The organism is Streptomyces sp. ADI95-17 (genome assembly GCF_003846175.1).
In the GTDB taxonomy this organism is placed as follows: domain Bacteria; phylum Actinomycetota; class Actinomycetes; order Streptomycetales; family Streptomycetaceae; genus Streptomyces; species Streptomyces sanglieri.
Genome location: NZ_ML123049.1, coordinates 608,841 through 628,591 on the forward strand (window position 1 = coordinate 608,841; position 19,751 = coordinate 628,591).

At 72.5% G+C, this 19,751-nt stretch carries 20 protein-coding genes; 6 read left to right on the forward strand and 14 right to left on the reverse strand.

The genetic code is table 11. The annotated features are described in order from the left end of the window. Nucleotides 1-10 precede the first annotated feature (10 nt). The 9 genes from EES42_RS29460 to EES42_RS29500 form a co-directional block, all read right to left on the reverse strand. A complete protein-coding gene (locus EES42_RS29460; protein ID WP_124721308.1) occupies nt 11-1,150 on the reverse strand; it encodes a zinc-binding dehydrogenase in 1,140 nt (379 codons plus the stop codon). Beyond that, nucleotides 1,147-1,449: a putative quinol monooxygenase gene (locus EES42_RS29465; protein ID WP_124721309.1), complete on the reverse strand. Its 303-nt coding sequence runs from the start codon at nt 1,447-1,449 to the stop codon at nt 1,147-1,149. Before EES42_RS29465 ends, EES42_RS29460 begins: the two co-directional genes overlap by 4 nt. Before the next feature lie 5 nt (nt 1,450-1,454). Continuing rightward, nucleotides 1,455-2,114 carry a glycerol-3-phosphate responsive antiterminator gene (locus EES42_RS29470; RefSeq protein WP_124721310.1) on the reverse strand — a complete coding sequence of 220 codons (660 nt, stop codon included), beginning with the start codon at nt 2,112-2,114 and terminating at the stop codon, nt 1,455-1,457. A gap of 49 nt (nt 2,115-2,163) precedes the next feature. Continuing rightward, nucleotides 2,164-3,717 (reverse strand): FAD-binding oxidoreductase, encoded by a 1,554-nt coding sequence (locus EES42_RS29475; RefSeq protein ID WP_124721311.1) that lies wholly within the window; start codon nt 3,715-3,717, stop codon nt 2,164-2,166. Then, nucleotides 3,714-5,387, reverse strand: coding sequence for a glycerol-3-phosphate dehydrogenase/oxidase (locus tag EES42_RS29480; protein ID WP_124721312.1), 1,674 nt, complete (start codon nt 5,385-5,387; stop codon nt 3,714-3,716). The genes EES42_RS29475 and EES42_RS29480 overlap by 4 nt, the downstream gene beginning before the upstream one ends. Before the next feature lie 74 nt (nt 5,388-5,461). Further along, nucleotides 5,462-7,033: an FGGY family carbohydrate kinase gene (locus EES42_RS29485; protein WP_124721313.1), complete on the reverse strand. Its 1,572-nt coding sequence runs from the start codon at nt 7,031-7,033 to the stop codon at nt 5,462-5,464. Between the two features lie 94 nt (nt 7,034-7,127). Next, nucleotides 7,128-8,570 carry an MFS transporter gene (locus tag EES42_RS29490; protein WP_241196649.1) on the reverse strand — a complete coding sequence of 481 codons (1,443 nt, stop codon included), beginning with the start codon at nt 8,568-8,570 and terminating at the stop codon, nt 7,128-7,130. A gap of 310 nt (nt 8,571-8,880) precedes the next feature. After that, nucleotides 8,881-10,434 carry a peptidoglycan recognition protein family protein gene (locus EES42_RS29495; RefSeq protein WP_124721314.1) on the reverse strand — a complete coding sequence of 518 codons (1,554 nt, stop codon included), beginning with the start codon at nt 10,432-10,434 and terminating at the stop codon, nt 8,881-8,883. 222 nt (nt 10,435-10,656) lie between these two features. Beyond that, a complete protein-coding gene (locus EES42_RS29500; RefSeq protein ID WP_124721315.1) occupies nt 10,657-11,373 on the reverse strand; it encodes a nitroreductase family protein in 717 nt (238 codons plus the stop codon). Between the two features lie 301 nt (nt 11,374-11,674). Here EES42_RS29500 and EES42_RS29505 point away from each other — a divergent pair, with 301 nt between their 5' ends. From EES42_RS29505 to EES42_RS29520, 4 genes are all read left to right on the forward strand, one after another. Beyond that, nucleotides 11,675-11,908 carry an acyl carrier protein gene (locus EES42_RS29505; RefSeq protein WP_124721316.1) on the forward strand — a complete coding sequence of 78 codons (234 nt, stop codon included), beginning with the start codon at nt 11,675-11,677 and terminating at the stop codon, nt 11,906-11,908. Further along, nucleotides 11,905-13,155, forward strand: coding sequence for a beta-ketoacyl-[acyl-carrier-protein] synthase family protein (locus EES42_RS29510; RefSeq protein WP_266489541.1), 1,251 nt, complete (start codon nt 11,905-11,907; stop codon nt 13,153-13,155). The genes EES42_RS29505 and EES42_RS29510 overlap by 4 nt, the downstream gene beginning before the upstream one ends. 30 nt (nt 13,156-13,185) lie before the next feature. Beyond that, nucleotides 13,186-14,103, forward strand: coding sequence for an alpha/beta fold hydrolase (locus tag EES42_RS29515; RefSeq protein WP_124721317.1), 918 nt, complete (start codon nt 13,186-13,188; stop codon nt 14,101-14,103). 93 nt (nt 14,104-14,196) lie between these two features. After that, nucleotides 14,197-14,697 (forward strand): SRPBCC domain-containing protein, encoded by a 501-nt coding sequence (locus tag EES42_RS29520; protein WP_124721318.1) that lies wholly within the window; start codon nt 14,197-14,199, stop codon nt 14,695-14,697. 3 nt (nt 14,698-14,700) lie between these two features. On the opposite strand, the gene EES42_RS29525 is transcribed toward EES42_RS29520, so the two are convergent. After that, nucleotides 14,701-15,069 (reverse strand): nuclear transport factor 2 family protein, encoded by a 369-nt coding sequence (locus EES42_RS29525; RefSeq protein ID WP_124721319.1) that lies wholly within the window; start codon nt 15,067-15,069, stop codon nt 14,701-14,703. 141 nt (nt 15,070-15,210) lie between these two features. Next, nucleotides 15,211-15,663 carry a DUF5709 domain-containing protein gene (locus EES42_RS29530; RefSeq protein WP_124721320.1) on the reverse strand — a complete coding sequence of 151 codons (453 nt, stop codon included), beginning with the start codon at nt 15,661-15,663 and terminating at the stop codon, nt 15,211-15,213. A gap of 235 nt (nt 15,664-15,898) precedes the next feature. Between EES42_RS29530 and EES42_RS29535 the strand changes: the two genes are divergently transcribed. After that, nucleotides 15,899-16,129 carry a DUF6296 family protein gene (locus EES42_RS29535; protein ID WP_124721321.1) on the forward strand — a complete coding sequence of 77 codons (231 nt, stop codon included), beginning with the start codon at nt 15,899-15,901 and terminating at the stop codon, nt 16,127-16,129. Between the two features lie 12 nt (nt 16,130-16,141). On the opposite strand, the gene EES42_RS29540 is transcribed toward EES42_RS29535, so the two are convergent. Both EES42_RS29540 and EES42_RS29545 read right to left on the reverse strand, forming a co-directional pair. Next, complete coding sequence (locus EES42_RS29540; RefSeq protein WP_124721322.1) at nt 16,142-16,567, reverse strand: cold-shock protein; 426 nt, start codon at nt 16,565-16,567, stop codon at nt 16,142-16,144. A gap of 139 nt (nt 16,568-16,706) precedes the next feature. After that, nucleotides 16,707-17,582, reverse strand: a complete 876-nt coding sequence (locus EES42_RS29545; protein WP_124721323.1) for a DMT family transporter — start codon at nt 17,580-17,582, stop codon at nt 16,707-16,709. 129 nt (nt 17,583-17,711) lie between these two features. Between EES42_RS29545 and EES42_RS29550 the strand changes: the two genes are divergently transcribed. Further along, a complete protein-coding gene (locus tag EES42_RS29550; RefSeq protein ID WP_124721324.1) occupies nt 17,712-18,854 on the forward strand; it encodes a winged helix DNA-binding domain-containing protein in 1,143 nt (380 codons plus the stop codon). 25 nt (nt 18,855-18,879) lie between these two features. Here EES42_RS29550 and EES42_RS29555 read toward each other — a convergent pair whose 3' ends face one another. After that, nucleotides 18,880-19,722, reverse strand: a complete 843-nt coding sequence (locus EES42_RS29555; protein ID WP_124721325.1) for a helix-turn-helix domain-containing protein — start codon at nt 19,720-19,722, stop codon at nt 18,880-18,882. Nucleotides 19,723-19,751: the final 29 nt, after the last annotated feature.

Here is a 19,751-nt window from a genome sequence, read left to right on the forward strand (position 1 = left end):
CGGCCGGGCGTCAGGCGTCCAGCATGCCCGAGGTGTCGATGACCTGACGGATCGCCCGGCCGGAGGCCAGCTCCTCCAACGCCGCGTTGATGTCGGACAGCGGCAGCGTGCCGGTGTGCATCAGCTCCACCGGCATCAGGCCCGCCCGCCACAGCTCCAGGAACCTCGGGATGTCGCGGCGCGGCACCGCGTCGCCCATGTACGAGCCCAGCAGGGACTTTCCCTCGCCCGCGAACGCCAGGGCCGGGACCTCCAGCACCCGGTCCGGGGCGGGCAGGCCCACCGACACGACCCTGCCGCCCCGGGCCACCGCGCTCAGGCACTCGGCCATGACCTTGGGGCTGCCCACCGCCTCGACCGCCAATTCGGCCCCGCCGGAGGTGAGTTCGCGGATCTGCCGCACCGCGTCGTCGGGGGCGTACGCATGTGAGGCACCCAGCCGGAGCGCCAGCTCGCGCTTCTCCCGCACCGGATCGACCGCGATGATCGGATACGCGCCAGCCGCACGGGCGCCGAGCACCGCGGACAGGCCCACCCCGCCCAGGCCGTAGACCACCGTCGACTGCCCCGGACGCAGGGCCGCCGTGTTGATGACCGCGCCCGCGCCCGTCAGCACCGCGCAGCCGAACATCGAGGCGACGGCGAACGGGATGTCCTTGGGGATCGGGACCACCGACTCCTGGGCCAGCACCGCGTGTTCGGAGAACGCCGAGACGCCCAGCTGGTGATGGACCGGGGCGCCGGAGGCATCGGTCAGCAGTGAGGGGCCGTGCAGCAGCGCACCGGAACCGTTCGCCGCCGCGGCCTGGGCGCACAGGGCGGGCCGGCCCGCCGCGCAGTCGCCGCAGAAGCCGCAGCTCGGTACGAAGACCAGCGCCACATGGTCGCCGGGGGCGACCCGGCCGACGCCCGGCCCGGTCTCCTGGACGACGCCCACCGCCTCGTGGCCCAGCGCCATCGGCAGCGGACGGACCCGGTCGCCGTTGACCACCGAGAGGTCCGAGTGGCAGAGCGAGGCGGCCGCGACGCGTACCAGCACCTCGCCCTCGCGCGGGGCGCCCAGCTCCAGTTCCTCCACCTCGACCGGACGGGAATCGGAATACGGGCGGGCCGTCGATGTCCCGCGCAGCACCACCGCACGGGTCTTCACGCGACCGCCTCCGGACGCGGGGCGCAGCGCAGCACGTCACGGCTCTCCAGCAGCGGGACGACCCGGCCGAGCACGATCTCCTGGAAGTGCGGAGTGGCGCAGTGCGCGGTGAAGTCGGCCTCGGAGGCGTACTCCTCGTACAGCACGATCGCCCGCGGGTCCTCGGTGCCCTGGTGGACCCGGTAGGCGAGATTGCCGGGCTCCTCGCGGGAGGCGGCGGCCATCGTGTCGAGCAGCGGGAGAACGGTGTTCTCCTCGCCCTCCTTGGTGCGGTAGCGGGCTACGACCACGTATGTCATGGGGGTTACTCCTGGGGTGGGGCGGGCCTCTTCAGAGCGGCGGGCGGGACCGGCGGCAGCTGGTCGCGGCGCAGATGCCAGAGGCGGGGGTCGGACGTGGCGGCGGCGGCCGACCCGAGGGCCAGCGCGAGCGCGACGTCCGCGGCGTTCTCCACGAAGCCCGCGGCCACCGACGGGGACATCGCGCGCTGTGCCTGCGCGCTCATCCGGGCGATGATCGGGGCGGGCATGATCTCGACCAGGTCCGGCGCCCCGCGCGAGATCGCGTCCGTGGAGCGGCGCAGATTGGACCGGTCGGTGACGAACACCTTCATCATCGTCAGCAGGCCGAGCGGACGGCCCTTCTCTATGAGGGAGAGCCGGGTGCTGACCACGCCGTGCGCGCCCATGTTCTTGATGAACTCCAGCGCGCCCCGGTCCTGAGCCAGACCGGGGCTGCTGTCCACGTTCACGAACACGGTCTTCCCCGCCCGGCCCAGCGCCGGCACGACCTGGGGCAGCTGCCCCACGGCGAACGAGGCGAGGATGCACACCTTGGCCGGTGCGGTCAGGAACTGCCGCAGCGGCTGGGTGCCGACGACCGACGCGACGACCGGCACCTCGGCGAACGCCGCGGTGAGCCGGGGGTCGAGCGGGGCACCGGACCGGGAGGGGGAAGGGGTCATGGCAAGGGCCTGCCTGGGGAAGGGGTTCGTGGCTGCTGAGATCCTGCGGTCAGTTCAGCGGAGACGTACCGAATCGGCTGGGAAGGCCCAGTTTGCCAGGGTTGAGAATGCCGGCCGGGTCCAGGGCCTTCTTCACCGCGACGAACGTCGCGAAGCCCGCCCCGAGAGATTCCTCCAGGTAGGGGCCGCGCAGCAGACCGCAGCCGTGGTGGTGGCTGAGCGCCGCCGCGTGCTCGATCAGTACGGCGTTGGCGGCGTCCCACACCGAGCGGTACCAGTCGCGGCGCGACTCGGGTGCCACGTCGCCGCGCAGCGAGAAGTAGACGCAGGCGCCGTCGGTGTACGCGTGGGACTGGTGCGCCGAGGCGGCCAGGGTGCCGGGCACCGACTGGATCGCGGCGACCACCTCGTCGTAGATCACCGGCAGGTCGGTCCAGGACGCGGCCATCTCCAGGGTGTCGGCGACGAAGCCGGGGCCGGGCTTGAAGCCGTCCGCGGACTTGCCGACCAGCATCCGCTCGTCCAGCCAGCGCTCGAAGACCGCCTTGCTGTCCAGCTCGGGGCCGTACGTCTCGCAGACCTCCCTCGCCACCTTGATCGACGCGTCGACGACGGCCGGGTCGCCCTCGTCGGCGACGAGCAGCAGGTTGGTCTCCGGGTGGCCGAAGTGGGTGCCCGACTCCAGGGTGTCGTACAGCCGCAGCACGGCCGGGGTCGCGCCGCGCTGCATGATCCTGCGGCAGGCGTCCAGGCCCTCCGCGAAGGTCTTGAAGCCGTACGCGACGGCGTCGGCGTACTCGGGCAGCGGGTGGACCCGCAGCCGGGCCGAGACGATGACGCCGAGGGTGCCCTCGGAACCGACGAACAGCTGGCGCAGGTCCGGGCCGACCGCGGCACGGGCGTAGTCGCCGTACGTGGCACGCGTGCCGTCCGCGTGCACGACGTCCACACCGACGACCATGTCCTCGATCTTGCCGTACCGGGTGGAGAGCTGACCGGCGCCGCGGCAGGCGATCCAGCCGCCGACCGTGGACACGGCGAACGCGGACGGCCAGTGGCCGGTGGTGACCCCGTACTCCTCCTGGAGCTGCTTCTCGAAGAGGTCCCCGAACATGCCGGCCTGGACGTCCACGACGTTCGACTCGGCGTCGAAGCCGGTGATCTCGTTCAGCCCGCAGACGTCCAGGACGACGCCGCCGAAGACGGGCAGCGCCGCGCCCGTGACGTTGGAGCGGCCGGCCGACGGGGTGACCGGGACGCCCGCCTCGTGGCAGATCCGCAGCACGGCCGCGACCTGGTCGGCGTCGGCCGCCTCGACGATCACGGCGTCCGGCGTCGCGGGACGGCCCTCGGTCTCGCCGATCATCGAGCCGGCCCACCAGTCACGGGTCCGGGTGACGACCTCCTCGCGGGCGGTGTGCACCGCGTGCGCGGCCTCGCGCAGCGCCTCGATCACGGTCTCGGGGACCTCGACCGGGTTCACCTGGAGGGCGGCCTCGCCGTCCCCGATCGGGGTGTTCTGCGCCCACTTGGCGAAGCTGGGGGCGCCGATCGTGTAGTTGCCCCGGTTGAACGGGTGGGTGATGGTCTGACGGCTGATCATGCTGCTGCCCCTTCGAGGAGTACGGACTTTTCGTGACGGACGGCTGCGAGGTACTCGGAGACCGAACGCTCCACCTCGGCCTGAGTGAGGTTCAGTTCCCGGCCGAGGATCGCGCCCACGGCCCCGGCGGCGTCGGCGGACGCGTCCCGGGCGAACAGCCGGGCGCGCATCCGGCGCGAGAGCACGTCGTCGACCGAGCGGGCCAGTTCGGCGCGGGCCGCGTACACGACCTCGGCCCTGGTGTACGGGAGTCCGGCGACGATCGGCTCGGCCAGCGACGGGTCGTCCTGGATCAGGTCGCCGACGAAGCGGGCCTCGGTGCCGAAGCGCTCGCCGAGGTGGGCGGCGATGCCACCGGAGGCCGCGACGGCCTCGGCGTCGTAACCGGCGCCGCCGAGCAGCGGGAGGTCGGTGGTGCGGCTCTTCGCCCTGCGGCCGAGGACCGTCATCACCTTGTCGATGACGAGTTCGCCCATGTGCCGGCTGGTGGTGAGCTTGCCACCGGTCACCGTCACCATGCCGGTGCGGCCCACGGTGATGTGGTGGTCGCGGCGCATGTCGAGGGTCGCGCCCTCCTTGCCGCCGACCAGCGGGCGCAGACCGCCGATGGAGCCGACCACGTCGTCCGGGGTGAGCTTCCCCTCGAAGGCGGTGTTGGCGCCCTCCAGCAGGAAGTCCATCTCCTCGCGGGTGCAGTGCACGTCGTCGGGGGAGCCCTGGTAGTCCTCGTCGGTGGTGCCGAGCACGACGCTGTTGCCCCAGCGGGTGCAGGTCGCTCGGCGGGCCCGGCCGGGGATCGGCACGGTGACCGTGCAGTTGATCCGCACCTTGTCCCACGGCACCACGATGTGGACGCCCTTGGCGGGCCGGACCTGCGGCTCGTGGCCGTCGTCAGCCTTCGCGTCGAGCTCGTCGGTCCATACGCCGGTGGCGTTGACGACGGCCCGGGCACGGATGTCGAAGCTGTCGCCGTCCGCCGAGACCCGGGCGCCGGACACCTTGCCCATCTGCATCAGCAGACCTTCGGCCCTGGCCCCGTTGAGGATCGTCGCACCGAGCGCGGCGGCGGTCCGGACGATGGTGAGGACGAGACGGGCGTCGTCGGTGCGGGCGTCGAAGTACATCAGCCCGCCCTTGAGGTTCTCCGCACGCAGCGTCGGTGCCTGCGCGAGGACCTCGGGAACGGTGAGCCGCTGGTGCAGCTTCCCGATCCGCCAGCCGCCGACCAGGTCGTACGTCCACAGCAGGCCCTCGAAACCCTTGGCCAGGCGGGCGTCGAAGATGCCCTCCTTCTCCAGGATCGGGAAGAGGAACGGCAGCCGGTGCACCAGGTGCGGGGCGTTCTTGCGGAAGCGGTGCCGCTCCAGGAGCGAGTGGCGGACCAGGTTGACGTTGCCCTGCTCGATGTAGCGCAGACCGCCGTGCACCATCTTCGAGGACTTCGACGACGTGCCGGAGGCGAAGTCGTCCTTCTCGATCAGCGCCGCGCGCAGCCCGCGCGAGGCGGCGTCGAGCACGGCGTACGCCCCGGTGATGCCGCCGCCGATGACGAGTACGTCGTACGTGTCGTCGGCCAGCCGGCGCTTGAGGGCTGCCCGGTCGAGCAGCAGGGGCGTTCGGCGGGTCGCCGCGGCGCTGCGCCGCGGCTTCCGGGCGGGCATGGTGATCACAACATCAACTCCTGGTGTTTCGGTGCGGCGGCCGCGTGGTCGGTACCGGCCGCCGGGTGACGGTCGGGGGGCCGTCAGTGGGGGGTGTGAGGTTCGGGGGCCTTCAGGGGGAGGAGCGCGGGGTCGCCGAGGTGGGCGATGAGCACGTCGCGCCAGGCGGACCGCTGGGCGGCGCGTTCGGCCGCGGTGATCGCGGGTTCGAAGATCCGGCCGAGCGGCTGGGCCTCGACGACCTCTTCGAGCGAGGACCACAGGCCCTGCGCGACACCGGCGAGATACGCGGTGCCCCGCAGGCTGGCGGTCGCGGAGTCGGAGACCCGTTCAAGCGGCAGGCCGGTCAGGTCGGCCTGGGTCTGCATGAGCGGGTCGCTGCCGGATACCCCGCCGCCGACCCGGAGCCGGGTGAACGGGGTGCCCATGGTGTCGGCGACGCCGTCGATCAGGTCGCACACCGAGTGCGCGATCCCGTCGAGCACGGCGCGGGCGAGATCGGCGCGGGTGGTGGCGAGGGTGAGCCCGGTGAGGGCGGCGGTGGCCTCCGGGTGCCAGACCGGCGTACGGACCCCGGCGAGTGCCGGGACGAAACGCGGGGTGCGGCCCGGCCGGGTGGGGACCCGGCCCGCCTCCTCACCGAGCTCCTTCGGCGATGCGAACAGGCCCAGGTCGTCGCAGAGCCAGTTCAGCGCCGAGCCCGCCGTGGAGGTGTACGCCTCCAGGCTGTAGTGGCTGATGTCGCCCTGCCGCCGGCCGGGCTGGGCGAGCACCCCGGAGATGTCCGGCCGGGGCAGGGCGGGCGTGGTGCCGGTCGCCGCGTCGACGAAGGCGCCGGTCCCGTAGACGCACATGCCCTGCCCGGCGGCGAGACCGCCGAGCGCGACGAGTGCGGCGTGCTGGTCGCCCATGGAGGCGGCCAGCGGGACGGCGATGCCGAGGGCGGCCGGGTCGGTGGTGCCGAAACCGGCGTCGTCGGAGCGGAGCTCCGGCAGCAGGTCGAGGGGGAAACCGAGGTGGCCGATCCACTCCTCGTCCCAGGCGTGCCGCTCCAGCAGGTAGCCACCGGTTGAGGCGGCGTTCGTCGGCGTCGTGGCGTGCACGGCGCCGCCGGTGAGCCGCCAGATCAGCCAGGTGTCGACGGTGCCGAAGAGCAGCCGGCCCTCGCGGTGCGCGGCGGCCACCTCCGGGTGCGCGGCGATCTGCCGGGCGGCCCAGAGGAACGGTGCGCGGGCGCCGACCGGCCGGCCCTGACGGGCCAGCAGGGCGGTGTCCCACTCCGCCTCGTACGAGGTGAGGTCGGCCGCGTACCGCCGGTCCTGCCACACCACCGCGGGCAGCAGCGGCCGCCCGGTCACCCGGTCCCACAGCATCGCGGTCGCCCGCTGGGTGGACAGCGCCACCGCGGTGATCCCGATGCCCTCCTCGCGGGCCCGGCCGACGGCCCGGCGCGCCACCTCGACGGTGGCGGTCCAGATCTCCATCGGGTCCTGCTCGACCGAGAGGTCGTCCGGATGGCTGACCTTGATCGACCGGTAGAACACCTCGTGGGCGGCGCCGGAGTCGAGGACGACTCCGGCCCGGGTGCCCGTGGTGCCCTCGTCGATGGACAGCACACCGCGCCGTGCGGCGGCGCCGGGAAGCGTCTGCGTCATTGCAGCCCTTTCATTGCGAGCATCGCGAGCGAGCTGTGCGGAGGGAGAGGGAGGGGAGGTGACCATCGTGTGGTGCGACGGGCCCGGCGGCCGGTCAGCGCGCGGTCGCGGACCCGGCGGATTCCGGTGCGGCGACGGCACCTCGGTCCTGTCCGGCGGCCTCGTCGGGGGAGGCGGCCTTCGTCGGGTCCCACTTGATCGCCAGACAGGTGATCAGGCCGAGCAGCGGCACGACGGAGAGCACCAGGAAGGTGTCGGCGAGCCCGAGGGAGTCCTTGATCTGCGGGAAGACGTACAGCCCGACGACACTGCCGAAGCTGCCGACCATCCCGGTGACACCGGTGCCCAGCGCCCGGACGTCGCTGCTGTACGAGAGCGCGGCGATGGACTTGCCGTTGGCGCCGGGGCCCGCGGAGTGGCAGAGGATGAACAGCACCGGCAGCAGGAACGCCACGGCCGTGGGCACCTTCTCGAAGGTCAGCCCCATTGCCAGCAGTGCCACGAACACCCCGGCGAAACCGGCGGCGGAGCTGAGCCGCAGCCCGAGCCGGCGGCCGAAGTACGCGGAGAGCAGACCGCCCGCGATGCCGAAGGCGTTGAAGACCATCGAGCCGATCGTGGCCTTCTCGAAGCTCTCGCCGAAGATCGTCAGGCTGATCAGCGGGAGGTACCAGCCGACTGCGAAGTACTGCATCGACTGCCCGAGCGAGATGACCGAGGAGAGGACCGTCCGGGGCAGGTACTCGCCCTTGAAGAGCACCCCGGCCTGACGGAAGCCGATGGCGGGCGCCTCGGTGGCGGCGCGGGTGGCCTCGTCCGGCTTCCCGGCGACGGCCTTGATGCCGTAGATCTTGTCCAGATTGACCACGGCCTGGTCCAGCCGGCCCTTGCTCGCCAGCCAGGTGGGACTCTCCCGCAGCATCAGCCACTGGCCCAGCAGCAGGGCGGCGGCGACGACCGCGGCCGAGCCGACCGACCAGCGCCAGATGTCCGCGCCGACATCCAGGTTGAAGAAGACCAGGGCGAGCGCGAGGTTGCTGGTGGTGGCGACGTACCAGACGGCCTGCCACAGGTTCAGCCGGCCGCCCAGCTTCGCGGGCGTGTACTCGGCCAGCAGCGCCATGGCGACGGCGAAGTCGATGCCGTAGGCGACACCCACCAGGACCCGGCCGAGCCAGACCACGGTGAAGTCACCGGCGAAGGCGGCCAGCAGGGCGCCCGCGATCGCGAACACCTTGGCGATGAGCAGCGGGGGGACCCGGCCGATCCGGGTGGCGAGCCAGCCGCCGACCGGATTGAAGATGATCGCCAGGGCCGGAGCGGTGGCCGTGAGGATCGAGACCTGCGTGCTGGTGAGCTCCATCTGGGACGTCATCGGCCCCAGACCGGCGCTCAGCGCGGCGTTCGAATAGGCGTCGAGGAACAGCCCGCCGAACACGAGAAACCAGATGACCTGCGCCCGGCCGGTGATCTTTCCCAGCCCATCGATGAGCGCAACGACGTCGGCGACGCCTTTGACGCTCGGACGTTGTGCCATGAATCCGCCTTCGAGGAAGACCCATCGGCGGCACGGGGAGCACAAAAAAACAGGCATGACGAAACCACCGACAGGTGGTCTATGTCTGTGCCTGTCAAAACACTGCGGAAAGCGCCGCAGCACGTGAACTGCAAGGAATGCGAACTACGCAGTGAGGTTAAGAACGCGCCAGGACAAACGTCAAGGGTTTCCGGCAGGTTACCTGAACGTGACATCGGCCCCGGGAGCGGTGGCGGTGTCCCGGGAGGGGCGCGTGCGGGGCGGGGCGAGCCGCGCCTGCCCCGCCCCGCCCCACCTGCGGATACGGCCGTCAGCGGCCCGTCTGCAGCGCCGTCCAGGTGCCCGGACCCACCAAACCGTCGGCCGTCAGTCCCCGGCTCGTCTGGTAGTTGCGTACCGCCGTCACGGTCGCCGGGCCGAAGCTGCCGTCGACGCCCACCGTCGAGCCGAGCGCGGCGGTCAGCGCGCGCTGGAGCCGCTTGACCTCGTCGCCCGAGGCGCCCTGCTGGAGGCTCGGTGTCGCGCCGGCCGACAGCAGCGCGGTCCAGGTCCTGGCGCCCACCACACCGTCCGCGTTCAGCCCGCGGGCCGCCTGGTACGCGGTCACCGCGGTCTTCGTGGCAGGCCCGAAGCTGCCGTCCACGGCCCCCGCGGAGTAGCCCTGGTCGTTCAACAGCTGCTGGACCGCCTCGACCTGGGCGCCCGTCGAGCCGCTCTGCTGGGGCGCGTACGAGGTGAAGCTCAGCCTGTCGGCGCCCTCGCCGCCGCCGGCGGCTCCGCCGACCAGCTCCATGTAGCGGTTCCAGTCCCAGTAGGGTCCGGGGTCGGTGTGGTCGTTGCCCGGTGCCTCGCTGTGCCCGATGATGTGCGCCCGGTCCTTGGGGATCCCGTAACGGTCGCACAGCGACTTGGTCAGGGCCGCGGACGAGCGGTACATCGTGTCCGTGAACCAGGACGGGTCGTCGATGAACCCCTCGTGCTCGATCCCGAGCGCCGAGGCGTTGGCGCTCTTGGCGTGGTACGCGGTGTCGCTGTTGCGCACCGTCTGGGTGATCTCACCGTCGGAGGAGCGCACCACGTAGTGGGCGCTCACCTCCGCGGCCGGGTTCTGGAACCAGCTGATCGACCCCGCGTACGAGCCCTGCGTGACGTGCACGATCACCTTGTCGATCTTCGCCGAGCGGCCCGCCGCGAAGTTGTTCGGGTCGGCCGGCACCCACAGCGCCGACGGGTAGTCGGGGCTCTGGGTGCGTACGCCGGAGGCGGCGAGCGTGCCCTTGTGCGGGGCCACCGGACGGCTCGTCACCGAGATCCGCTCGCCGCCGGGGACGACCGCGTCGAGCCCGGAGGCCAGGAAGGTGTAGACGGCGTCGGCGTAGAGGACGGCGGCGGGGCCCTGCGCACCGCCGTACCGGGCGACGGCCGGGTACCAGGCGTCGATGTCGTCGCGGTCCCGGGCGTCGAGGCCGAGCTTGTCCGCGTAGCCGCGCAGCATCGCGGCGCCGCCCATGATGTTGGCCCCGGTGTCGGTGCGCAGCTCGGCGAGCGGCTTGCCGGTGAGGGCGGCGGCCCGCTCCAGTGTCCGGTTCGTGGGGTTGCTCACCAGGTGCATCACGCCGAAGCCGCCCGCCTGGCTGGGGCGTCCGGAGTGGCCGTCGAGCCGGGTCTCGCCGTAACCGACGGCGGCGAGCAGATCGCGCGGTACGTCGAACCGTGCGGCGGCGAGTGCGAACGCCCGGTCCATCGGGTGGCCGTCGTCCGGCGCGGCGAAGGCCGGCGTGCCGGTCACGGTGAGGACGGTGGCGGTGAGGGCCGCCAGGACGGATGCGCGGCCCTTTGTGTGGGCGGCGGCGTGGCTGGGCATACCTGCTCCTGCTCGGTGGGGGGAAAGAGGACGGCCCCCGGGCCGAGTGGGGTGGGCCGAGGGCCGTGAAGCCCGCTCAGCGTAACCATCTGTTCAGGGCATGACAATCATCTGCTTGGTGTGTCGAACTGCCTTTCACTCCAACGGAGTTGATACGGAACCCGGCGGCCCGCCCGGCGGACGGACGGACCGTCACCGGGCAGCACCGGCGGTGGGTCCGCCCTACCAGCGGTCGCGGTGGATGACGTCGGCCACCGGGCGGCGCCGCACGGGGCCGAAGTTGCCCTGCGGCCATCCGACCGGAATGGCGGCGTAGGTGTGCATGTCCTCGGGGATGCCGAGAGCCTCCTTCCACTCCTGCTCCAGCATCAGGTGCCAGATGGTGATGTTCGCCGCGAGCCCCAGGGCCCGCGCGGCGAGCAGGACGTTCTGCACGCCCGGGTAGACGCACGAGCCCTCGGCGAGCGCCTGGAAGCGCGTCTGGGTGTTCATCATCCGCTCGGTCGCGGCCGGGCCGAGCGCCTGCGCGGAGGCCAGCAGCCCCTCCTCGTCCAGGCGCGGCTCCGGGAACCGGTAGCAGGGCAGGATCAGAGCCGGGGTGTCGGCGAAGTGGTCGCGCTGGTACTCGATCGCGGCGACCATCCGGCCGTACGCCGCGTCGTCCATGCCCTTCGGGGCGTACTTCCCGGTCGTCGCCAGATAGGCGTCCACGCACCGCTTCCACAGCGGCGCCAGACGGGCCATCACCTCGCGGTCGGTCACCACGACGTACTCGTAGCACTGCATGTTGCCGCCGCTGGGGCCCCAGACGGCGGCCTGTATGAGCTGCTCCAGCGTCTCGTCCGGCACCGGTTCCGGCTTCAGGCGGCGCATCGCGCGCATGGTGGACATCGTCGGGAAGAGCGCGGGCCCGTCGGCATGGGTCGTGTCGATCGTCATGATCGCGGAGTGTACGGGCCGCGCACCGGCCGCGGGAGGCCCGCCGGCCGGGCCCGGGGGAGGGGGCCGGACGGGTTCGCTCCCGCCATCGTGACGGCCGCCGCGGGCCCTCGGGCCGGTCGCCCGTGAACCACCGAAATCGCACACCTGGACGGCAGCCCACCGCACGGGGGAACGCGGATCGGCTTCACCTTCGCGAAGGCGTATAAATGGTTCCTCCGGAGACCAGTCGGCGTCCCCCGATGGCACTCACACCTCACGCGGCAGGGCGTCACCGCGTACGAGAACGCAGGAGCGCCGCATGAGCACGGCAGAAAAGATCAGCACCTTGCTGGTGGCGAACTTCGGCACCGATCCCCTCGAAATCCGGCCCGAGGTGTCGCTCCGTCACCTCTGCCTGGACTCGCTGGCGTTGGAGGAACTGCGGCTGATCATCGAGGACCGGATGGGCGTCGACCTGGACGACGTCGAGCTGACCTCGCGGGACACCGTCGGCAGGCTCGTCGACATGGTGCACCGCAAGGCAGCCGCGTGACGGGCCGCCCGTACCGCCCCGAGCCGTTCGCCGCCGCCGTCACCGGGATCGGCATGGTCACCGCCGCGGGCGTCGGGGCCGAAGCGACCTGGCGCACGGTGTGCGAGGCGTCGACCGCCCCTTCGGTGCCGCACCGGCCCGAACTCCACGACCTGCCCTGCGACTTCATGTACACCATCGCCGGCCTCGACCCCCGGGCACTGCTCGGGGTGGCGACCGCGCGGCTGATGGACCGCTTCTCGCAACTGGCCGTCATCGCGGCCCGCGAGGCCGTCGCCGACGCCGGACTCGACCCCTCGGTCTGGGACGGCGGACGGGTCGCCGTGGTCATCGGCTCCGCCCACGGCGGACTGCCCTTCTACGACGAGCAGCACACCACCCTCACCGAACGCGGCGCACGCCGGGTCTCCCCGAAGCTCGCCCCGCTCACCGTCGTCAACGGCGCGGCCAGCAGCGTCGCCACCGACCTCGGCGCCCTCGGCCCGAGCCAGGCCGTCTCCACCGCCTGCTCCTCCGGCACCGTCGCCATCGGCACCGCCCACCAGATGCTCCGCACCGGGGCCTGCGACATCGTCATCGCGGGCGGCGCCGAATCGGTCTGCTCCCGGCTGCTGATCGCCAGCGCCTGCCAGCTCAAGGCCGTCTCCACCCGGCGCGACGATCCCGAGGCGGCCTGCCGCCCCTTCGACATCCACCGGGACGGCTTCGTCGTAGGCGAGGGAGCCGGGCTCCTGGTGCTGGAGCGTCCGGAACACGCCCTGGCCCGCGGCGCCACCGTCCGCGCGCACATCGCCGGCTACGGCGCCTCCAGCGACGCCCACTCCGCGGTCGCCCCGGACCCCGAGGGCCTGGGCATCGAGCGGGCGCTGCGCTTCGCGCTCGCGGACGCCCGGGTCGCGGCCCGGGACATCGGCCATGTCAACGCCCACGGCACCTCGACCGTCTCCAACGACCTCATCGAGGGAACGATGCTGCACCGGGTCCTCGGTGAACACCCCCTGGTCACCTCGACGAAGGCGATGACCGGGCACACACTGGGGGCCGCCGGCGGCATCGAGGCCGCACTGACCGTGCTGGCGCTGGAACACCGGCTCGTGCCGCCCACCGTGAACCTCGACTCCCCGGACCCCGCGATCCCCGTCGAAGTGGTGCGCAAGGAGGCCCGGCCGGGAACGTTCGACGCGGCCGTCAAGACCTCGCTCGGTTTCGGCGGACACAACGCCGCACTCGTTCTCACCAGGGCCTGACCCGGAAACCCAAGAGGCAGGCGAACCACCATGGCCGACGAGATCATCCGGACCCTGACGGTGGACGGGCTGCGCTACGGCTACCGGGTCCTGAGACAGCCCTCGCCGCGCACCGAACCGGTCATCATCCTCGGCGGCGCGCTCCAGGGCATGTACGGCTGGCCGCAGATGGACGACCATCTCGGGCCGCTCGCCTCCGTGGTCACCGCCGACCTGCCCGGCATGGGCGACGCGGACCTGCTCCCGCCCGGTGCGGGCGACGACGTCCTGCACGCCGCCGTCACCGGGATCATCGACGATCTGAACGTACCGAGGGCCAACCTCTTCGGGTTCTCCTACGGCACCTCGATCGCCTTCGGCTGCGCACAGCAGCATCCCGGCCGGATCGCCCGGCTGATGCTCGGCGGAGTGCCCGCCCACATCACCGACGAGCAGCGGGACCGGTGGGGCCGCGCCGTCGACCGGCTGGAGACCGGTGACCTGGAGGGGCTGGCCGGACTGGCCGCCGGGGTACTGATGTGCCAGGACCCCGAACGCAAGGTGCACCGCGGCGAGTTGGCGCGGCGCTATGTGAGGCGCTCGTTCCTGTACGCCCTCACCCACTCCCCGCACGCCGCCCTGTCGCTGCACCGGGCGCTGGGGCACCGCCCGGACTTCTCCGGTGGGCTGACCGGCGTACCGGCCCTGGTCTTCGCGGGTGAGCACGACACGGTGACCTCGCCGGAGCGGCAGCGCACCTTCGCGGCCACGATCGAGGACAGCAGGTTCGTCACGATCGGGGAGTCCGACCACTGGGTGGTGCTGGAGCGTCCGGACGACGTCGCGGACCTCGCGGCCCGCTTCTTCACCGACCGACCGCTGGAGCCGGCCCCCGGTCTCGCCGCGCTCCCGGCGCAGGCGCGGACCTCGCGCACACCGGCCGGCCGGGACCTCGCCGACACCCCGTAGTCCGTCCGGGCCACGGGGTGCCGCTCCGTTCGACGGGCCGGTGCCGGGCTGCCTACGGTGGAGGCCGGGAGCGGGACTCCGGAAGGAACGGTCATGGGCAAGCCCGAGTTCGTCTACGTCATCTACATCCAGACCACCGCCGAGAAGCTCTACCAGGCGCTGACCGACCCCGAATCGATCGAGATCTACATGGGCGGTTACGGCCCCGAGTCGAGCTGGGAGACCGGGGCGCCGGTCCGCTGGAAGATGGACCCGGACGGCGAGTTCGAGGAGACCGGTCAGCGGGTCCTGGAAGCGGCCCCCGGCAAGCGGCTCGCGTACACCTGGCACACCCTCCAGCCCATGCACCGTCAGATGTTCGACTTCGCCTCGGACGAGGAGTGGGACCGGGCCGTCCGGGAGCGGTCGAAGGTCGCCTTCGACATGGAGCCGGCCGAGGAACCCGAGATGGGCATCAAACTGACCCTCACCCACGACGGGTTCGACAGCGCCGACAGCAGGATGCTGGAGGGCGTGAGCGGCGGCTGGGTCATGATCCTCTCGACGCTCAAGACCCTGCTGGAGGGCGGCAGGTTCCTCGACGAGCCGGCCTGAAGCTCAGGCGCCGGGCACCCGGTCGAGGAAGCCGCTGACCGAGGTGATGCGCCCGTCGTCGGCGAGGGCGATCACGTCGAAGCCGGCGACCGGCGCCGAGCCGTCGGCGGTGGAGACCAGCTCCCAGCCGAAGCGCACGATGTCGTGGTGTCCGTCCGGCGTTCCGGCGAGCCGGAACTCGAAGCCGGGGAACTGCTGATGGGCGCCGTCGATCGTGGCCGCGAGCTCCTCGTGACCGCGCACGCCGGCCAGCGGGTCGGTGTAGGTGGCGCCCTCGGTGAAGGCGGCCGCGACAGCCTTGGCCAACTCCTCGTCGGTGGCCGCGTTCCACGCGGCGAAGTAGCGCTGGACGGCCTCGTCGTATGCGGTCATCGTGCTGCCCTCTCCTCGTGTCCCGGCTCCCTGGCCGGGCTCTTGTGTGCTGGTGAGGAACACGATGTCCGAAGGCGCGGAGAGCGTCGATTACCTCCGGGGTAATGGGCCGCGCGGCCGGGGCGGGGGAGAGGCGCCGTCTCAGATCCGGCCGTCCGACACCACGTGCATGGCGGCTTCCTCCGCCGATGCGGCGGCCCCGTCGATCCCCACGTCCTCGCCCGCCATGGTGTCCGGCTCGTCGATGTCCAGCTGCCGGGTGAGCCGGCCGGCGCGTACCGTGCCGACCTCCGTGTCCCAGAGCTCGCCGTCGCCGTCGGGCAGGTCCCCGATACCGTCGCCGACGGTGTCGGAGGAATCGGGCAGTTCGCGGGCCAGGCGGCCGTCCAGCGACTCGCCGTCGTGCTGTTCGGCGGCGGTGGTGCCCCGGTCCTCCACGGCCCACGGCCGCTCGGGCGGGGAGTAGCCCTCGTCGAGCGCGTCGGTCAGCTGCCGGTTGTCGAGGGTGTCCTCGATGTCGAGCTGCTCGGCGAGGTCCGAGGCCTCCGGCTGCTGGGGCTGGTAGACATCGTCTCCCCTGTCGGCATCCATCATGGCGTTGTCCCTTCCCGAATCAGGGGATCCCGGGCGTGCATGCCGTGCACACGACTCGGGAGAAAAGGGGATCGTTCCTGCGGTCTGCACCCGAGTGCCGTCGAACCGCCCGTATGGCTTCAGGATAAGGTCTCCGGCCTGGGAGGGCCGCTGCTCGGGCGCCGAGGGCCGGTCGGGGGGACCATGGAAGATGCGGGCGGAAGATGCCCTGCCCCATCCGCAACGGAGAGCGGTCATGGATTACCCGGAGAGCTACCAGTTGGTATTTCAGGCGTCCGCGGTGGAGGACGACACGGTGACCGTCCGGCGCACGGCACAGTCGGGGGCGGGCGGCTTCCCGATCTACGAGGACGAGACCGGGATCGTGCGCGCGGAGATCAGCGACCAGGGCGAGGTGCGCATGCTGGCCAGCGGTGGGCACCAGGTGCTCGGCACCCCGCTGGTGGTGCGGGAGCCGAGCGGCTGAACCCCGCGCCGGTCAGCCCTCGGTCCAGCCGTGGTTCTTGGCGAACTGCAGCAGCCCGCGCCGGATCTGCAGGATCTGAGCACCCGTCAGTGAGGGTGCGGACTCCAGCAGCACATCGGTCACGTCCCTGGTGTACTCGGCAGCGCTGAGCACATCGCACAGGGCGTCGTCGTCGGGCGCCCCGGAGGCGGAGACGGCCACGGGCCTCGGCGGAGTCAGCGGCTTCCCGTCGGGCCCCTCGGCGAGCCGGACGGACGACGCCTTCAGGCCGCGGTCCCCGTCCTCGATCTCGAACTCGACCGCCGTACCCGTGTGTACGTAGGACTCGGGGATCAGCATGTCGTTCACATGGAGGAAGACGTCCTCACCTCCGTGATCGGGTGCGATGAAGCCGTAACCCCGAGCTCCGTCGAACCGCACAACGCGACCAGAAACCACACCGACCCCCAGAAAAGAACCGGGCCCCTTGCCCGTACGCCACACATGGCCCGACCGGAGAATAGCCCCGAGCCGCCGGGCGGCGCGACCCGGTCGGGCGCAATCGCCACCGCCCGGGGCCAGGACACCGACGGCCCGCTCATCTGACCCGGGGCGCGGGCGGCGCCGCGTTTCCGGCCGCGAGCGGGGAGCGGGCCAGCTCGACACAGCCCGCCGTGATCAGGACGAGCGCGACCAGCTCCGGAAGCACCCACCACCCGGTGCGCAGCTCCTCGCCGAACAGCGTCACCCCGTACACCACACTGATCAGCGCGTCCCCGAGGGTCAGCATCGGCTGCACGGCGACCAGCGTGCCCGCCTGGAGGGCGTTCTGGAGGAGGAACAGGGCGCCCACCCCGGCCGCCGCCGTGGCGTACAGCTGCCAGGAGGTCAGGAGCGCCGCCGCCCCGCCGCCCCCTTCGAGCCGTGCCATCGCGTCCTTCATGAGCGCGGCCGTCAGGGCGTACCCGCACGCGGCGGCGAGGCCGAGCAGCGCGCCCCGGGTGTTGCCCCGGCTGCCCAGGGCCGCGCCGATCAGCACCGCCTCGAAGAGCCCGGTCAGGATCAGCGCGGGGATCCAGGCCACTCCGTGCACGCTCGTGCTGCCGCCGCCGGGGGCCGCCGAGGCCATGCCCAGGGCCAGCCCGAGCGTCACGGCCGCCACCCCGTACCGGACCCGCCGGGGCAGCCGGACGCGCATGACGAACGCGGCCATCAGCAGCGTGGCGGGCAGCTCGATCACGAAGATCGGCTGGACCACGGCGATCGGCCCGGTGGCCAGCGCCACCGCCTGGCAGACGGCCGCGACGATCACCAGGCCGATCCCGGCGAGCCACAGCCGCTGGCGAACCAGGTGCCCGATCAGCGACAGGCGCATCGCCTCGCTGTCGGGGACGGTGCGGGCGGCACGGCGCTGGAGCACGGAGGCGGCGCCGTTGCTGAGCGCGGTGAGGACGGCGAACAGGACACTGATCACCGGACCATGATGCGGGCGGCCGCCCGTCGATCCCGGGTCCTGCGGCACGGCGGCATGGCGGGATCACGGACCGCGGCGCGATCCCGGAAGAGGACCGAAGCTGTCCGCGAGTCCACGTAGCGTGCACCCATGGTCGTCAGGAAGAACCCCGCCGGGCCCGCCGTGCTGTCCCCGCGCGCGCTGAACCGCGCCACGCTGGAGCGCCAGCTGCTGCTGCGCCGCACCGCGATGTCCGCGAAGGACGCCGTGGAGCACCTCGTCGGCCTCCAGGCACAGAACACCGGACCGCCCTACTTCCAGCTCTGCGCCCGCCTCGAAGGCTTCGACCCGGCCGAGCTCGCCGGGCTGATGGAGTCCCGCGAGGCGGTCCGCATCGTCACCCTGCGCTCCACCATCCACCTGCACACCGCCGCCGACGCGCTCACCCTGCGCCCACTGGTCCAGTCGGCCCGCGACCGGGAACTCAACACCTTCCGCAAGGGACTCGTCGGGGTGGACCGGGACCGGCTCAGGGCCCTCAGCAGGCAACTCGTCGAGGAGCGGCCCCGTACGCCCAAGGAGATCCGCGAGGCGCTGCTCGCCGAGTGGCCCGACGCGGACCCGCAGTCCCTGGGCGTGGCCGCCCGCTGTCTGCTGCCGCTGGTCCAGGTGACCCCTCGCGGGGTGTGGGGGAGGAGCGGCCGGGTCGCGCTGACCACCGCCGAGCACTGGCTCGGAGCCCCGTCGCGGCCGGCCGCCGCGCCCGATGCCGCGGTGCTGCGCTACCTCGGCGCCTTCGGGCCGGCCTCGGTGCGGGACATGCAGACCTGGGCCGGGCTGACCCGGATGCGGGAGGTCTTCGAGCGGCTGCGGCCGCGGCTGGTCACCTTCCGGGACGAGAACGGGGTCGAGCTCTTCGACCTGCCGGACGCCCCGCGCCCGGACGAGGACACCCCGGCCCCGCCGCGCTTCCTGCCCGAGTTCGACAATGTGCTCCTCGGCCACGCGGACCGCACCCGGGTGATCCCGCCGCGGTACCGGGGGCGCAACGGGAACGGCAACCAGTCGTACGGGACGGTGCTCGTCGACGGGTTCCTCGCGGCGGTCTGGCGGCTGGGCGACGGGGCCGGCCGGGCGGCCCTCACCGTGCAGCCGCTCGGCAGTCCGGGCCGGGCCGAGCGGGACGCGGTCACGGAGGAGGCGGCACGGACGCTCTCCGTCATGGCGCCCTCGGCGGGCGGCGCCGACGGGTACGACATCCGGTTCGGGACGTTCGTCGACTTCGGGGAGTGAACCGGGCGGGGCTTCGCGGTCGCGGCTACGGCAGCAGCCCCGCGCGCCGGGCCGCCACCACCGCCTGAAGCCGGGTGTGCGCCCCCAGCTTGCGCATCGCCGAACGCAGATAGCCCTTCACCGTCTCCGGCCGCAGCCCGAGCCGCTCCGCCGCCACCCCGTTCGTCGCCCCCGCCGCCACGCAGGCCAGCACGTCCAGCTCGCGCGGGGCCAGCTGGACCGCGGGGGGCTTGGGGGCACGGGCCCCGGCCGCCGAGGCGAGGAGCCCGCACACCGTGAGCAGCTCCTCGCGCAGGGCCGGGTCGACGACCTTCGGGACCAGGGCCCGCAGCTCGCGGTGGGCCTCGCGGACGTCCTCCCACGCCTCCGGGGCGGCCCTGGGATCCGTCACCTGCTCCCGGGTCACGGACAGCAGCTGCTGCACCTCGTCCCGTACCACCAGGGCCTGCTCCACGTCGCGGGCGGCGGCGACCGCCGCGTCGAACGTGCGGTCCCCGAGCGTGATCGGCTCGCGCAGCGCCCCGTACAGCACACCGCGCACCTTGCGCCGCACCACCACGGGCACCGCCACCACCGAGCGCAGCCCCTCCGCCGCGACCGCCATGTCGTACTCGTGGCTGATATGGCGCGAGGAGTGGTAGTCGGTCACCGCGCACGGCCGGGACAGCGCGATCGCCTTGCCACCGAGCCCGCTGCCCGCCGAGATGACCAGCCCGCGCAGGGCGGCCGTCTGCGCCCCGTTCAGCTCGGCGATCCGGGCATGCCGGGCATCGGCGAGCAGCCCGCCGAAGGCCACCGGCAGCCCACTGCTCCGGCGCAGCCGCAGCAACGCCGCCTGCATCTCGACCGCATCGACGGATTCCGGCACGCTGACGCCTCCCTGCCCGGCTCCGGGGG